This window comes from Streptomyces sp. NPDC016640 (assembly GCF_043076215.1).
Lineage (GTDB): Bacteria > Actinomycetota > Actinomycetes > Streptomycetales > Streptomycetaceae > Streptomyces.
This window is the reverse complement of record NZ_JBIBRG010000007.1, coordinates 17,891-33,781: the sequence shown is the minus strand read 5'-3', so window position 1 is coordinate 33,781 and position 15,891 is coordinate 17,891. Positions and strand designations below refer to the sequence as shown.

Annotated in this window: 6 protein-coding genes; all 6 read left to right on the top strand. The window is 75.4% G+C overall.

What is annotated here, in order from left to right; translation table 11 throughout:
- Positions 1-2,598: SDR family NAD(P)-dependent oxidoreductase (locus ACF07S_RS16060; RefSeq protein ID WP_391974404.1), on the top strand; the 2,598-nt coding region annotated here is incomplete at its 5' end.
- Positions 2,599-2,690: 92 nt separating this feature from the next.
- The gene (locus ACF07S_RS16055) at positions 2,691-9,917 is read left to right on the top strand and encodes a beta-ketoacyl synthase N-terminal-like domain-containing protein (RefSeq protein ID WP_391974403.1); all 7,227 of its coding nucleotides are present in this window, start codon (positions 2,691-2,693) and stop codon (positions 9,915-9,917) included.
- Between the two features lie 31 nt (positions 9,918-9,948).
- Entirely contained in the window at positions 9,949-11,568 is a 1,620-nt protein-coding gene (locus ACF07S_RS16050) for a PfaD family polyunsaturated fatty acid/polyketide biosynthesis protein (protein ID WP_391964714.1), read from the top strand.
- On the top strand, positions 11,565-13,283 hold the full coding sequence (locus tag ACF07S_RS16045; RefSeq protein ID WP_391964713.1) for an acyl-CoA dehydrogenase family protein: 1,719 nt from the start codon (positions 11,565-11,567) through the stop codon (positions 13,281-13,283). Before ACF07S_RS16050 ends, ACF07S_RS16045 begins: the two co-directional genes overlap by 4 nt.
- Positions 13,283-15,088, top strand: coding sequence for an acyl-CoA dehydrogenase family protein (locus ACF07S_RS16040; RefSeq protein ID WP_391964712.1), 1,806 nt, complete (start codon positions 13,283-13,285; stop codon positions 15,086-15,088). The genes ACF07S_RS16045 and ACF07S_RS16040 overlap by 1 nt, the downstream gene beginning before the upstream one ends.
- Positions 15,070-15,855, top strand: coding sequence for a 4'-phosphopantetheinyl transferase family protein (locus tag ACF07S_RS16035; RefSeq protein ID WP_391974402.1), 786 nt, complete (start codon positions 15,070-15,072; stop codon positions 15,853-15,855). The genes ACF07S_RS16040 and ACF07S_RS16035 overlap by 19 nt, the downstream gene beginning before the upstream one ends.
- The last annotated feature ends 36 nt before the right edge of the window (positions 15,856-15,891 follow it).

Genomic DNA, 15,891 nt, shown 5'->3' with positions numbered 1-15,891 from the left:
ATGGGCGCCGTCCAGGAACACTTCGACACCCTCACCACCGCCGGCCCCGAACAACTCGCCGAACTCCGCACCCTCGGCGACATCGTCACCTTCGTCGCCGGCGTCCCCCGTACCGCCGGGCGCGAGGCGGCATCCGGCGGGGCGTCCGGGCAGGGCGCGCCGGCGGCCGGGGACCACCCGCCGGAACCGGCCGGGGCCGCCCCCTGCGCACCCGCGCCGGACCGGGCCTCGCGCATCGGCCGGGCGCACGCCGCACTCACCGCTCTTCCCGCTCCCGACCCGCTGCTCGACGCCTACGCCCCGGATCACGGCGCCCTCGTCGTGGACGACGGCTCACAGCTGGCCGCACACCTCGTGGAGCGGCTCACCGGCACCGGCCGGCGGGTGCACACCCTGCGTCTTCCGGGGGTCGCGGCCCGCTCGTCCGACGTGAGCGACCACCCCCTCACGGGCTGGGGCACGACCGAACTGGCCGCCCGGGTCGAGGAGATCCTCACCGACCGCATCGCGCTGGTCGTGGACGTCACCGCCGAGCACCGCGGCGAATGGGCCGAGGGCACGCGCAGGCTCGCGCACTCCCTCCTGCTCGCGCGGCACGTCGTGGGACCGCTGAGCGCGGCGGCGGAGCACGGTCGCGCCGCCTTCCTCACCGTGACCCGGCTGGACGGCGCCTTCGGGCTCACCGGGGTCGCCGAGGAGCAGGCGCCGGCCGGCGGTGTGGCCGGACTCGTCAAGACGCTGGCGCTGGAGGCGCCCGGCCTGTTCTGCCGGGCGGTCGACCTCTCCCCCGGCCTCGACGCCGCCACCGGGGCCGCGCTGCTGCTGGACGAGGCCGCCGACTCCGCGACGGAGCCGGTGCAGGTCGGCCTGGACGTCACGCGCCGGGTGGGCCTGACCGTGGGCGAGCGGCCGCTCGCCGAGCGGCTTCCCGAGGTCGGCGTGCCCTCCCCCGACGACGTCCTGGTCGTCACCGGCGGCGCCCGCGGAATCACCGCCACCTGCGTCGTGGAGCTGGCCCGCCGGCACCGTCCCGGGCTGCTGCTGCTCGGCCGTACCCCGCTGGAGGAGGAACCGGACTGGGCCCGCGGTGTCGCGGAGGCCGGCCTCAGGACGGCCGCGGCGGCCTCCCTGACGGCGTCCGGCGAGAAGCCGACCCCCAAGAAGGTGGGGCGGCTCGCGGCGGCCGTCGCGGGGAGCCGGGAGATCCGGGCCACGCTGGACGCGCTGCGCGCGGCCGGCAGCCGGGCCGAGTACCTCGCCGTGGACATCACCGACCAGGCCGCGACGGCCGCCGTGCTCGCCCCGCACCGGGACCGGGTCACGGGTCTGGTGCACGGCGCCGGGGTCCTCGCCGACCAGATGATCGTCCACAAGAAGGCCTCGGAGATCGAGCGGGTCTTCGCCCCGAAGCTGGCCGGCCTGCGGTCCGTGATGGCCGCGCTGTCCGGTGAACGCCTGCGCCACGTGGTGCTGTTCTCGTCGGTCGCCGGTTTCTTCGGCAACCAGGGGCAGTCGGACTACGCGATGGCCAACGAGGTGCTCAACGCCTGGGCCGCGTCGGCCCGCCGACGGCTGCCGCGGGCCAGGATCACCTCGCTCAACTGGGGCGCCTGGGACAGCGGCATGGTCTCCCCGCAGATCAAGGCGGTGTTCGAGGAGCGCGGCATCCCGCTCATCCAGGCCGCCGACGGTGCCCGGATGTTCGCCGACCAGTTCGCCCCCGAACGGGCGGCGGACACGGTCACGGTGCTGGGCCCGACCACCCCCCTGAGCTCGCGCGAGCGCCCGGCTCCGGCCGCGGCGACCGTACGGCGGTCGCTCGCGGGACTGGAGCGCTCCCCGCTCGTCGCCGACCACACGATCGACTCGGTGCCCGTCCTCCCGGCGGCCGTGGCCATCGGGTGGGCCCTGGGCGCGGTGGAGCACGCCGAGGGACGGCCCGCGGTACGGCTGCGCGACTTCACCGTGCACAAGGGGATCGTCTTCGACGGCACCCGGCCCGACGAGTGCCGGGTGACGATGACTCCGGGCGACGGCGAGGTGAAGGTGGCCGTCCGCTCGGTCACCGCGGACGGTTCCGTGCGGCCGCACTACGCCGCCACGGTGGTCACCGGACCCCTGGCACCGGCCGCCCCGCCGGCCGGGCTGCCCGCGCCGGGCACGGGCCGGGACGCCGCCGGGCTGTACACCGACGGCACGCTCTTCCACGGGCCCGCGCTGCGCGGACTGCGGCGGGTGCTCGCCGAGGAGGAGACGCGGCTCGTCCTGGAGTGCGAGCCGGTCGCGACGGACGCCGCGACCGGCGCCACCGCCCGGTACCTGGCGGGCACCGCGGATCTGCTGCTCCAGGCCGCGCTGGTCTGGGTGCGCCGGTTCCGGTCCGCCGCCGGGCTGCCGCTCGCCGTGGGCGGTGTCGAACTGCACGCGCCGCTGACCTCGCCGGGGACGTTCCTCGTCGTGGTGGAGCCGGTGCGGCACGGCGGTCCCGACTCCCGGCTCACCGTCACCGCCTGTGCCCCCGACGGCCGGGTCATCGCCCGGTTCACCGACGTGTCCGTGGTCTCGGCCCCGCAGCTGGCAGCCAAGTTCGCGGGCTGACCGATGGCCTGTGCCGGACGTACCGAGCGGGCGGCGGCTCACCGCCGCCCGCCCCACAGGATCCCCCGTTTGGGAAGGGACCTCTCTCTGTCATGAGCAGATACGCGATCGTCGGGATCTCCTGCCTGTTCCCCGGCGCGGGGACTCCCGAGGAGTTCCGGCAGAACCTGCGCGACGGGACGGACAGCCGCCGGGACGGCGGCGAGGAGGTCTTCGGGCCGGCGCTCGACGAGCGTGACCTCGACCCCCGCCACCGCATCACCTCCCGTCGCGGCGGGTTCGTCACCGGATTCGAGTTCGACCCCACCGGCTACCGCCTGGACGCCGGATACCTCTCCCGGCTGGACCGGATCTTCCACTGGTCCCTGTACGCGGCCCGGGAGGCGCTGCGCGACTGCGGCGCGGACGGACGGCCCGGGACACTGGCCCGCACCGCCCTGGTGATGGGCAACTACTCCTTCCCCACGCCCGCCTCGGCCGAGGTCAGCGTCCCGTTGGCGCAGGAGGCCGTGCTCGCCGGGCTGAGCCGTGCGCACCTGCCCGGACCGGCCGGGCCGCCGGGCGTCCGTCCGCTCTTCGACCGCGCGGCCGTCGTGCCGGAGAACCTGCGGGTGAGCGGTTCACCGGCGGCGGTCACCGCCGCCGCGCTCGGCCTCGGCGGCCCCCGCTACTGCCTGGACGCGGCCTGCTCGTCGGCGCTGTACGCGCTCAGCCTGGCGTGCGGCCATCTCGCCTCCGGCCAGGCGGACCTGGTGCTGGCGGGCGGGGTCTGCGCCCCCGATCCGACCCTCATCCACCTGTCGTTCTCCGATCTGCGCGCCTACCCGGAGAACGGTTTCAGCCAGCCCTTCGACAGCCGTTCCGGCGGCATCGTCACCGGCCAGGGCGCCGGCATGGTCGCGGTCAAGCGGCTGGCGGACGCGCTGCGCGACGGCGACCGCGTCCACGCCGTGGTGGACGGCATCGGGCTGTCCAACGACGGCTCCGGACGCCACCCGCTCGTACCGCGCAAGAGCGGCCAGCTCGACGCGCTGGCCCGCGCCTACGCGGACGCCGGTGTGGATCCGGCCGGCATCGACTACCTGGAGTGCCATGCCACGGGCACACCGATCGGGGACGCGACGGAGGCGGCGTCCATCGCCGAGTTCTTCGGCGCGCACGGCGGGGTGCCGCTGCTCGGCTCGGTCAAGGGCAACATCGGGCATCTGCTGACCGTGGCCGGTCTGAGCAGCCTGCTCAAGGTGGTGCTGGCCATGCGGGACGGCACGATCCCGCCGACGACCGGCGTGGAGCGGCCCGTCACCTCACCGGACGGGCGGGTCGGCGAGCGCTCCCTGGTGCGCTCCGCGCGGGCGTGGCCCGAGGGGCCGGGTCCGCGGCGGGCGGCGGTGTCCGCGTTCGGGTTCGGTGGCACCAACGCGCACGTGGTGCTGTCGGACGCCGGGTCCGCGACGCCCGGCCCCGCCGCCGAGCCGGCCGTGCTGCCCCCGCTGGACGTGGTGGGGCTCGGCGCGCACTTCGGGTCGCTGGAGACCCTGGACGCCTTCGAGCGCGCCGTGCACCGGGGCGAGCAGGACCTGCGTCCGCTGCCCGAGCAGCGCTGGCGGGGCCTGGACCGCACCGACGGCGGCACGCTGGAGGAAGCCGGCCTCACCGGGGACGGGCTGCGGGGGGCGTTCGTCGACGGCGTCGAAGTGGACCCCGTGGAACTCCGGGTCCCGCCGTCCGACCTGCGCATCTACAATCCGCAGCACGCGCTGGTGAGCAAGGTCGCCGACGAGGCGCTGCGCGACGCCGGCTACCGGCTGGGCGCCGGGCCCGGCGACACCCCCGACCCACGCCGGGTCGCCGTGGTCGTGGTGACCGAGATCGAGCCGTACACGCACGCCCGGCTGAGCCGTTACGGGCTCGGGGCGTTCCTGCGCCGCGAGTTCGACGCGGCGGGTGTGGAGCTCACCGAGGAGCAGCGGGCGGCGCTCGCCGAGGTCTCCCGGGACGCCGTGGTGGACCCGATCGGCGCCAACGAGGTGCTCAGCTACATCGGCAACGTCATGGCCGGGCGGATCTCGTCCCGCTGGAACCTGACCGGCCCGTCCTTCACCCTGTCCGCCGACGGCGCGGGCACCGCCGAGGCCCTCGAGGTGGCACGGCTGCTGCTGCTCGACCCGGACCTGGAGGCGGTGCTGGTCGGCGCCGTCGACCTGGCCGGCTCCGCGGAGAACCTCCTGACCCGGCCGGGCCTCACCGCTGAACCGGGCCTGTCGTTCGGCCACGGCGGCCGCGGCCGGCGGGTCGGCGAGGGCGCCGGCGCCCTGGTCGTCACCCGCCCGGACGCGCCGGGCCACCGGGGCCGGGTGCACGCCCGGATCGCCGGGACGGCCCTGCGGTACGCCCCGGCGTCCGGCGGGATGCCCGGCGCGGACGCCGGGGCGCTGGCCGAGGCGGCGCGGGCGGCGCTGGAGCAGGCGGGCGTCGGCGCCGCCGACGTGGGGTACCTGGAGGCGCACGCCGACGGTACCCGGGACACCGACCGCACGGAGATCGCCGCCCTGGCGGAGGTCTACCCCGCGGACGCCGGCAGCACCGCCCTGGGCAGCGTCAAGGCCCAGCTCGGCGACGCCGGATGCGCGGGCGGGATCGCGGGGCTCATCAGGGCCGTGCTGTGTCTGCGGCACGCGTACCTGCCCGGCACGCGCGGCTGGCGGCGTCCGGAGGAGGATCTCGCCGACGACTTCGCGGCCTCCGCCTTCCACGTGCCCGAGACCTCCCGTCCCTGGCTGCGCGAACGCGCGGGCAGCCGTCGTCACGCCGCGGTGAGCATGCTGGGCGCGGGCGGCTCGCACGCCCATGTGGTGCTGTCGTCGGTGCCCGGCGCCGACCGCCCCCGGCCCGCCGCCGACTGGCACCGCGCGGGCGGTCCCGTCCTGCTGGTGATCGGCGCCGGCACGCCGGACGGACTGGTCGCCGAGGCCGAGCGGCACCGCGCGCTGCTCGCCGGCGGCGCCGACCCGCACGCGCTGGCCGGGGAGGCGGCCGGCCGGGCCGACGGCCGGCGGCTGCGGGCGGTGCTGGTCGGCCAGGACCGCGAAGAGCTGGTCAGGCAGCTGGAGTCGATGGTCCGCGAGGTGCCCGCCGCGCACGCCGAGGGCAGGGAGTGGGCCACCCCGGCCGGTTCCTTCTTCACGCCCCGGCCGCTCGGCCCCGAGGCACGGGTGGCCCTGGTCTACCCGGGCGCCTTCAACAGCTACCCGGGACTCGGGGCGGACCTCTTCCGGGCCTTCCCCGCCCTGCTGGACCGCTTCGAGGGCCAGGCCGCCGAGCCGGCCCGGATGCTGCGCGCCGCCCACCTGTACCCGCGCTCCCTCGAGGCGCTCACCCGGCGCGACCTGATGATGCTGGAGGAACGGCTCGGCGGCGACGTGCCGTTCATGCTGGCCACCGGCACCAGCTTCGCGATCCTCTACACCGCCCTGGTCCGCGAGGTGCTGGGCGTCACCGCGCACGGCGGGTTCGGCTACAGCCTGGGCGAGTCGAGCATGCTGTTCGCGACCGGAGGCTGGGACCCGGCCGGCCGCAGCGACTCGCTGATCAGCGACAGTCCCGTCTTCCAGGACCGGTTGTGCGGTCCGCGGCGCACCGTACGGGAGGCGTGGGGGCTGCCCGAGCAGACGCCCGACGCGGCGGTGTGGGCCTCCCACATCCTGCTCTCCCCGGCCGAGCCGGTGCGTGCGGCGCTCACCCGCCACGACCGGGTGTTCCTCACCCACGTGAACACGCCGCGGGAACTGGTGATCGCCGGTGACCCGGCGCAGTGCCGGGCACTGATCGAGGAGGTGGGCTGCCGCGCGGCCCGCTCCCCGGTGAACGTGGTCATGCACTGCCCGGTGGTGGACGCCGAGTTCGACGGGCTGGCCCGGCTCAACGACTACCCCACCGGCTCCTTCGGCGACCTGGAGCTGTTCAGCGCCTACGACTACCGGCCGCTGCCCGCCGACCGGCTGGCGGAGTCGCCGCGGCGCATCGCGACGACCCTGCGCTCGACGATCGACTTCCCGCGCCTGGTGCGGGCGGCGTACGAGCGCGGCTACCGCTACTTCATCGAGGTGGGCCCCGGCGCCACCTGCTCCCGGTGGATCCACGACACGCTCGGCGACGCACCGCACATGGCCGCCTGCGTGGACCGCCGGGGCGTGCCCGCCACGACGCCGCTCGCCCACCTCGTGGCCCGGCTCGCCGGCCACGGACTGCCGGTGGACCTGACGGCCCTGCTGGACCGGGAGCCGGCCGCGCGCCGCGCGGCGGCGACGGCGTCCCGCCGTCCGCCCACCACCCGGGTGGGCCGGGGCGAGCCCATCCCGGACCGTATCGCCCGCGAGGCGGCCGCGGTCCTGTCCGCCCACCGTCCCGGGGCCCCGGCGCCGACCGCCGGCCGGCCCGAACCCGCCGTCACAGCCCCGCCCGCCCCGCCGGAGGTGCCCACCGCCATGCCCGCCGACCCGACACTCGAGATACCGGAGGTCATCACCTTCGACGGGGAGCCGGCCACGGTCCTGCCCTGGGCCCCGCCGGCACCGGCCGCCGCCCCCGGGGCCCCGGTCCTCGCGGATCCGCCCCGCCCGCCCGCGCCGGCCGCCCCGGCGGCCGCGCGCTCCGGCCGGGGGCCCGCCGCGGACCTGGTACGGGACCTGCGCCGGGAGATCGTCGCCGCGCACGGCGTGGTGATGGAGACCCACCGGGTGCTCCAGGCGGCCACCCTGGAGCGCACCGAGGCCCTTCTCCCGGCACCGGCCGCCACCGCGCCGGCCGAGGCACCCCTCATCGCCGTACCGGCCGAGACGCCCGCCACCGCCGTGCCGGCCGAGACGTCGGCGCTCGTGTCCCCGCCTCCGCCCGCGCCGCCGTCGCCGCGGGGTGCCGGGGAGGCCCGTGACGGGGTGATCTGGAACGAGGCGGACCTGCTGGAGTTCGCCACCGGTTCGGTGGCGAAGGTCTTCGGGCCCGAGTTCGCCGAGGTGGACGCCTTCCGCGCCCGGGTGCGGCTGCCGGCCCCGCCGTACCACTTCGTCACCCGGGTCACCGCGCTGGACGCCGAGCCGGGGGTCCTCCGCCCGGCCCGTATCACCACCGAGTACGACGTGCCCGAGGACGCCTGGTACGCCGTCGACGGCGGGGTGCCGCCCGCGGTGACCGTGGAGTCCGGGCAGTGCGACCTGCTGCTGGTCAGCTATCTGGGCATCGACTTCCGCAACAGGGGCGAGCGGGTCTACCGGCTGCTCGACAGCTCGCTGATCTTCCGCGGCGGGCTGCCCACGACCGGGCAGACCCTCCGCTACGAGATCTCCATCGACCGGTTCGTCCACCAGGGCGAGACCACGATCTTCTTCTTCAGCTACGACTGCTACGCGGACGGCGAACTGATCCTCGAACTCCGCGACGCCTGCGCCGGTTTCTTCAGCAAGCAGGAGCTGGACACCCCGCTCGGCGTCGTCCTCACCGACCGGGACCGGGCCCGGCGCGCCGCGCTGCCGAAGGGCACCTTCAAACCCCTCGCCCACGCGCGCAAGCATGAACTGGGCCCGGCCGACCTGGAGTTGCTCGCCCAGGGCCGACCCGGTGACGTCTTCGGCCCGGACCACGCGCAGGACCCCGGCATCAACCCGGCGCTGCGGCTGCCGGACGCGCGGCTGCGGATGGTGGACGAGGTCGTCATCGACCGCAAGGGCGGCCCCTGCGAGCTGGGCTCGATCAGCGCCGTCAAGCACCTGGAGCCGGACGCCTGGTACTTCACCTGCCACTTCCCCGACGACCCGGTGCTCGCCGGTTCGCTGATCGCCGAGGGCGCGATCCAGCTGCTGCAGATCTACCTGATGCACCAGGGCATGCACCTGACGCTGCCGGACGCACGCTTCCAGACGGTGCCCGGCCGGCGCATCGACGTCCAGGTGCGCGGCCAGGTCACCCCGAAGGACGCGGAGATCCGCTACGAGGTGGAGGTCACCGAGCTGACCCTGCTGCCCCGGCCCACGGTGATCGCGGACGTCCTGATCCACCTGGGTGACAAGCCGGTGGTGCGGATGCAGAACCTCGGCCTGCAGATCATGGAGAAGCCCGGCACCCCGTACCGGCCGGAGGCCGGCGGTGTCCCCGCGTTCCTCGGGCGCCGCAACCGCGCCGGCGAGGCCGCCATGATCAACGAACTCCATCTGGCGCACTCCGCCAAGGGCCTGCTGGACATGGCGATGGGGCCGGAGTTCGAGATCTACCGCACCAGCCGGGCGCCCTACATCCCCAACGGCGACTTCCAGTTCGTCGACCGGGTCATGTCGCTCAGCGGCACCCGCGGCGACCTGAGCCCCGGCTCGGAGATGGTCACCGAGTACGACTCGCCGGACGACGCCTGGTACTACCGCGAGAACTCCTCGCCGTACATGCCGAACTGCGTGTACATGGAGAGCTCGCTGCAGGCCGCCATCTTCCTCGGCTACTACCTGGGCGCGACGCTGCGCGAGCCGCGGGAGGAGTACTCCATCCGCAACCTCGACGGCCGGGCCACCCTGGTCAAGGACGTCGACCTGCGCGGCAAGACGATCCGGCACCACTCGACGCTGCTGATGACGAGCGTGGTGTCCGGCGCCGTCCTGCAGAACTTCTCCTACGAACTCTCCGCCGACGGCGAGGTGTTCTACACGGGCGAGTCGCTCTTCGGCTACTTCGCGCCGGCCGCGCTGGCCAACCAGGTGGGCCTCGACAGCGGCAGCTACCGGCCCTCGTGGATCGAGTCGGAGAAGCCGGCGCCGGAGCGGGTCAAGCACATCGAACTGGGCCCGGGCTCCCCGGCCTTCGGCGACCCCTCCGGGGGCGGGCTGCACCTGCCCGGCGGCCGTTTCGACCTCGTCGACCGGGTCGACCTGGTCGCCGACGGGGGCCGGCACGGCGCGGGTTATCTGCACGGGTACCGCGGCATCCGGCCCGACGAGTGGTACTTCGACTGCCACTTCCACCGCGACCCGGTGATGCCGGGCTCGCTCGGCGTCGAGGCGGTGCTCCAGGCACTGCGCCTGTTCGTCCTGGAACAGGGCCTCGCCCGGGGCATCACCCGGCCCCGTTTCGCCATGGCCACCGGTGTGGAGACGTCCTGGAAGTACCGGGGGCAGATCCTGCGCGACGACCGCGAACTCTTCTTCGACGTGCACGTCAAGGAGATCCGCGAGGAGGCGGACCGCCTGCTGCTGATCGCCGACGCGGACCTGTGGAAGCCGGGCCTGCGCATCTACGAACTCACCGACGTGGCCATCGAGGTCCGCCCCGATGCCGGCTGACCCCCGGCACAGCCAAGGAGCCGTGTTGTCCATGAGCACCACACCCGAGACGCTCCGCTGGTACGGGGACGGGTATCCGAGCACCGATCCGGCCGGGATCCACCAGGTCCTCACGCGGGTGGAGCAGCCCTGCTTCATCGTGTCCACGGCACAGGGCGCGGGCGCGGCCGCCGGCGGCACGGCGGCCGCGGGCGGGGACGGACCGGCCGTGCTGGCCGCCGCCCCCGCCCTGCCGCCGCACCGCCTCGGCTCGGCCGCCTTCCGTGCCGCGCACGGAGTGCGCCAGGCGTACATGGCCGGCGCGATGGCCGGCGGCATCGCCTCCGCCGACCTGGTGATCGCCCTGGCCCGGCACGGCTTCCTCGCCTCGTTCGGCGCGGCCGGGCTGCTGCCGGGGACCATCGAGGAGGCGCTGGCCCGCTTCGCCGCCGAGATCCCGGGGCTGCCGTACGCCGTCAACCTCATCCACAGCCCCAGCGAGGAACGGCTGGAGCGCGAGGCGGTCGAGCTGTTCCTGCGGCACGGGGTGCGCTGTGTGGAGGCCTCGGCCTACCTGGGCCTGACACCGCATCTGGTCCGCTACCGGCTGGCCGGGCTGCGGCGCGAGCCGTCGGGCCGGATCGTGGCCGGGCACCGGGTCATCGCCAAGGTGTCCCGGGCGGAGACCGCCGAGCGGTTCATGCGCCCGGCGCCCACCGCGGTGGTCGACGCCCTGCTGCGGGACGGTCTGATCAGCGCCGAGCAGGCGCAGCTGGCCCACCACCTGCCGCTGGCGGACGACATCACCGTGGAGGCGGACTCCGGCGGGCACACCGACCGCCGCCCGCTGCCGGCGCTCTTCCCGGTGATCCTGCGGCTGCGCGACCAGATCCAGCACGAGCACCGCTACGCCACGCCGGTGCGCGTCGGCGCGGCCGGCGGCCTGGGCACCCCGGTCGCCGTCGCCGCGGCCTTCGCGATGGGCGCCGCCTATGTGGTGACCGGCTCCGTCAACCAGTCCTGCCTGGAGTCGGGCACCTCCCCCGCCACCCGCGAACTGCTCGCCCAGGCGGAGGTCACGGACTGTGTGATGGCGCCGGCCGCCGACATGTTCGAGATGGGCGTCGAGCTGCAGGTGCTGCGCCGCGGCTCGATGTTCCCGATGCGGGCCGCCCAGCTGCACCAGCTGTACCAGACGTACGACGGCATCGACGCGCTGCCCCCGGTGCAGCGCGAGCGGCTGGAGTCCCAGGTCTTCCGGCGCCCGCTGGAGGACGTCTGGGAGGAGTGCGTCGAGTACTTCGGCCGGCGCGACCCGGACCAGCTGCGGCGCGCCGCCGGCAGTCCCAAGCGGCGGATGGCCCTGGTGTTCCGCTGGTACCTGGGGATGGCCTCCCGCTGGGCGGTGACCGGGCAGCGGGACCGGGCGGCCGACTACCAGATCTGGTGCGGGCCGGCGATGGGCAGCTTCAACGCCTGGGTCTCCGGCAGCTACCTCAAGACCCCGGAGAACCGGGCGGTCGCCGACGTCGCCCACCACCTGATGCGCGGCGCGGCCTTCCACACCCGGATCGCCCAGCTGGCCACCGCGGGGGTCACCATCCCCACGTCGGCGGCGGACTACCGCCCGGTGCCCCTGGAGCCGGCCGCCCTCACGGAGGCCGCCCGATGAGCCGGACACCGACCGCCGAGGACGTGGAGGAACTGCTCGGGGACCCCGGGGACCCGGCCAACCCGTACGGGTTCGCGGCGGCCGTCGCCCGGGACGAGGCCGACGCCCATCCCGACGAGCTGTGCGGGGCGCTGGTCTCGGCGGGCTTCCACCTCAACTACCTGCCCCGGGAGTGGGGCGGCGCGTTCGACTCGTTCGACCGCGGTCTGACCCTGGTGCGCGCCGCGGCCCGCCGGGACGTGAACGTGATGCCGGGCACGATGTTCGGCATCATCGCCGCCACCTGCCTCCAGCTGCACGGCAGCGACCGGCAGCGCGAGCGGGTGGCCCGGATCCTGACCGGCGGCGGCTCGGTGGGGTTCGCCCTGACCGAGGCCGGGCACGGCAGCGACCTGCTGGCCGGCGAGGTGCGGCTGGACGGGGACGGGCGGCTGCACGGCGAGAAGTGGATGGTCGGCAACGGCATGCGCTGCGACGCCGTGTACGTGGTGGCCCGCACCGGCGAGCGCGGACCCGGCGCGTTCTCCGCCTACCTGCTGGACGCCGACGCGGAGGGACTCGTCCGCGAGCCCGCCCCGCGCACCGGCGGCATGCGCGGCGTGGACACCGCGCGGCTGCGCTTCACCGGGGTGCCGGTGCCCGCGGACGCCCTGGTGGGCAAGGTGGGCGAGGGGCTCGAGGTGGCGATCCTCGCCCAGCAGGCCGTACGCCTGATGAGCATGGCGGGCAGCCTCGGATGCGCGGACACGGCGCTGCGCCTGACCCTCGGGTTCGCCGCCGGGCGCCGGGTCGCCGGCACGCCCCTCCTCGAGGCACCGCACTCCCGCCGGGAGCTGGCGGTCGCCTCGGCGGCGCTGCTGGCGGCGGACACGGTGGCCCTGGCCGCCGCCCGGGGCGTGCACGTCGTCCCCGAGGTGTTCAGCGTGTGGGCGCCGGCCGCCAAGCACGTGGTGGCCGAGGCCTGCGACGAGCTGATGCGGCGCTGCGCCGGGGTCCTGGCCACCCGCTCGGTCCTGCGCGAACGGGCGCCGGGCTCGGGACTGTTCCAGAAGCTCCAGCGCGACACGGCGGTGGTCCGGGTGATCGACGCCAGCCCGCTGGCCAACCTGCGCTCCTACGCCGCGCAGATCCCCGCCCTCACCGGCCGCGACGAGGTGCCCGAGCCGGACGTCCCGCGCCGGATCTTCGACCTCGGCGCCGAGCTGCCGCCGTACGAGCCCACCCGGCTGGACATGGTGGCCCGTCGCGCCGATCCCGTCCTGCACGGCCTGGGCGAGATCGCCGGGGCGGTCCGCGCGGAGCTCACCGATCCGCGCGCCGCGGCACTGGTGCGCCGGCTGGCCGACGCCGTCGCCGCCCTCGGCATCGAGGCCGCCTCGGCGCGGCGGCGCGGCGCCGACCCCAACGCCCTGGCCGACGTCGCCGAGCGCTACGCCTGGCTGCACGCCGCCGCCGCGTGCGTGCACCTGTGGTGGGCGAACCGGCACCGGCCGCTGTACGGCGACGAGCCCGGCTCGGCCGGCCGGCTGCGCGCCGTCCTGTCCTTCCTGCTCGCCCGGGCCGGCGGCACCGACCCCCGCCGCCACGGCCCCGACCTGCTGCCCGCCCTCGACACCGCGGACGCCCTGCGGAGAGGAAACCGGCTCATGACCGCCCTGCCCGTTCCCCTCGCCCCCGCCGCCTCCCGTCCGTCCCACCCGTTGGAGGTCTCCTGATGTCCCAGGCCGAACTGACCGGTCTCGCGCGGCGGTTCGAGGAGTACCTCGGCGACCCGCACGACCCGGCGAGCCGGATGCCGTTCACCGCCGTGCTGGAGCACGACGAACGCGACGCCTTCCCGTACGCCTTCGTCGGGATGCTGCGCCGCTGGGGCTTCCTGGACTACGGGCTCCCCGCCGAACAGGGCGGCAAGGCCGGCAACCCGGAGACCGGGTTCACCCTGATGCGGCTGGTGGCCCGCCGCGACGGGGCCACCGCCATCGCGCTCGGGCTGACCCAGGCCGCCTTCACACCGGTGTGGATCGCGGGCACCGACGAGCAGAAGCGGCGCCAGATCGAGGACATCCACGCCGGTGTCGGACTGTCCTGGGGGCTGTCCGAGGCCGCGCACGGCAGCGACCTGCTCAGCAACGAGGTCGTCGCCGAGCGGGTGCCGGGCGGCTACCGCCTCACCGGCGAGAAGTGGCCGATCGGCAACGCCACCTACTCCGACCGCATGGTCGTCTTCGCCCGCACCGGGCCGCGCCACGGCGCCGGGGACTACTCGATCCTGGTGGTCGACAAGTGGCGGGCCGAGGCCGAGACCGTGCGCGAGACGCATCCCGTCAGGCAGCACGGCGTACGGGCCCTGGACCTGAGCGGGCTGCGGTTCGACGGGGTGTTCGTCCCCGACTCCGACCGCATCGGCGCCGAGGGCCAGGGGCTGGAGATCGCCCTGAAGACCAGCCAGACCGCGCGTCTGGTGATCCTCAGCCTGGCCCTGTCCGGGGTGGACACCTCGCTGCGCACGGCCCTGGAGTTCGCGCAGGACCGGGTGCTGTTCGGCCGTCCGGTCGTCGAGGTGCCCCACACCGGGCGCCAGCTCGCCGAGTCGTTCGCCGAGCTCATGATCGCGGACGCGGTGTGCCTGGGCGCCGTCCGCAGCCTGCAGGCCTCACCTGCCCAGGTGAGCGTGTGGTCGTCGGTGGCCAAGTACGTGGTGCCCACGCTGCTGGAGGAGACGCTGTCCCGGCTGAACCTGGTGCTCGGGGCACGGGTCTTCCTGCGCACGCACCCGCGTTTCGGGATGCACCAGAAGATGCTGCGCGACCTGCTCGTCACCAACATGGCCGACGGCAACACCGTGGTGAACCTGCGCAACATCGGCCACCAGCTCCCCTCGCTGCTGGAGCAGGGGCTCACCGCCGGGCCCGCCACCCGCGGCGCGGCGGCGGAACGCGCGGCCGTGCTGTACGGCATGGACACGGAGCTGCCCCCGTACCGGCCCGACCGGCAGGAGCTGTCCGGCCGCGGCCTGGACGACGCGGTCCTGGCCGCACCCGACGCCCTGGAGCGGCTGCGCGCGCTCGCCGACGAGGCCACCGACAAGGACCGGGACCGCCTGGTGGCGGCCGCCGGCATCGCCGGGGAACTGCTGGACCGGCTCGGCCCGCTGCGGGAGCGGCAGCACAGGCTGCGGAGCGAACTCGGCCGCGGCTACGCCCACTCCGCCGAGCTGTTCGACCTGGCCCAGGAGTACTGCCTGCTGCACGCCGCCGCCGCGTGCGTCCACACCTACGTCCACTCGCGGGGGGCGATGGCCGCGCCCCTGCCCAGCGCGGCCCTGCTCCTCCTCCAGCTGGAGCGGCTGCGCAAGCGGTTCCACCCGTACGAGCCCTACCGCGACCCGGACGCGGCCGACGAGGTGCTCGCCCTGCTGACCCGGCTGCACGCCGAGAACCGGCTGCTGTCCCACTGGCCGGTCACCCTGGCCGAGCGGACCGCGCCCACCGAGGGCGTCCGGTGCGCAGAGGCCCGCTGACGGGCGGGCGGGTCCCGGTGGACGCGCCGACGGCCGACCTGTGGACGCTGCCCGAGCACGAGGTCGGCGCACTGACCCTCCGCATGGGCGGCCTCGGCCTGCTGTCACCGCGCGAGCGGGCGCGGCACGGCCGGCTCAGGACGCCGGGGGCGCGCCGCCGCTTCCTGGGCGGGCGGCTGCTGTGCCGGCTGGCGCTCAGTGCCCGCACCGGGCTGCCGCCGGACACCTGGCGGCCGGTCGCCGGCCGGTACGGGCGTCCGGAGCTCGAGGGGGACCACGGCGGTCTGCGCTTCAACCTGTCCCACACCGACGGGCTGATCGCCTGTGTGGTGACCCGGGGGCAGTCCTGCGGCGTGGACGTGGAGCGCGTGCCCCTGGACCGCACCACGGCCGGACTGCTGCGCGGCCGCTTCGACGCCGCGCAGCGGGCGGCCCTCGACGCGGCGCCGGACCCGGTCGCGGCCCTGGGCGAGCTGTGGGTCCTGACGGAGGCGTACCTGAAGGGGCTCGGGACCGGACTGACGTACGGGGTACGGCAGTTGGGGTTCGAGCCACGCGGCTCCGGGCGGTTCGCCGTGGCCGACGGGCGGCATCCCGCCACCGGCCGTCGCTGGCACCTCGACCTGCTGCGCCCGGGGCCCGGCCTGCTCCTGGCCGTCGCCGCGGACGGCGGCGGCGCGGACCCGCCGCGCCACCACGACCTCGGCGCGCGCCCCGGGGCGCCGGGCGCGGCCCCGTGCCGCTGCGCGCCCGAACTCATCCCCTGACCACTCCTGTCGACCGTTCCCGCATCCGGAAGGACC

Bases quoted from the DNA above. Each gene is read 5' to 3' on its own strand.
- ACF07S_RS16050 (WP_391964714.1), top strand. From the start codon at position 9,949: ATGAGCACCACACCCGAGACGCTCCGCTGGTACGGGGACGGGTATCCG.
- ACF07S_RS16045 (WP_391964713.1), top strand. From the start codon at position 11,565: ATGAGCCGGACACCGACCGCCGAGGACGTGGAGGAACTGCTCGGGGAC.
- ACF07S_RS16055 (WP_391974403.1), top strand. From the start codon at position 2,691: ATGAGCAGATACGCGATCGTCGGGATCTCCTGCCTGTTCCCCGGCGCG.
- ACF07S_RS16040 (WP_391964712.1), top strand. From the start codon at position 13,283: ATGTCCCAGGCCGAACTGACCGGTCTCGCGCGGCGGTTCGAGGAGTAC.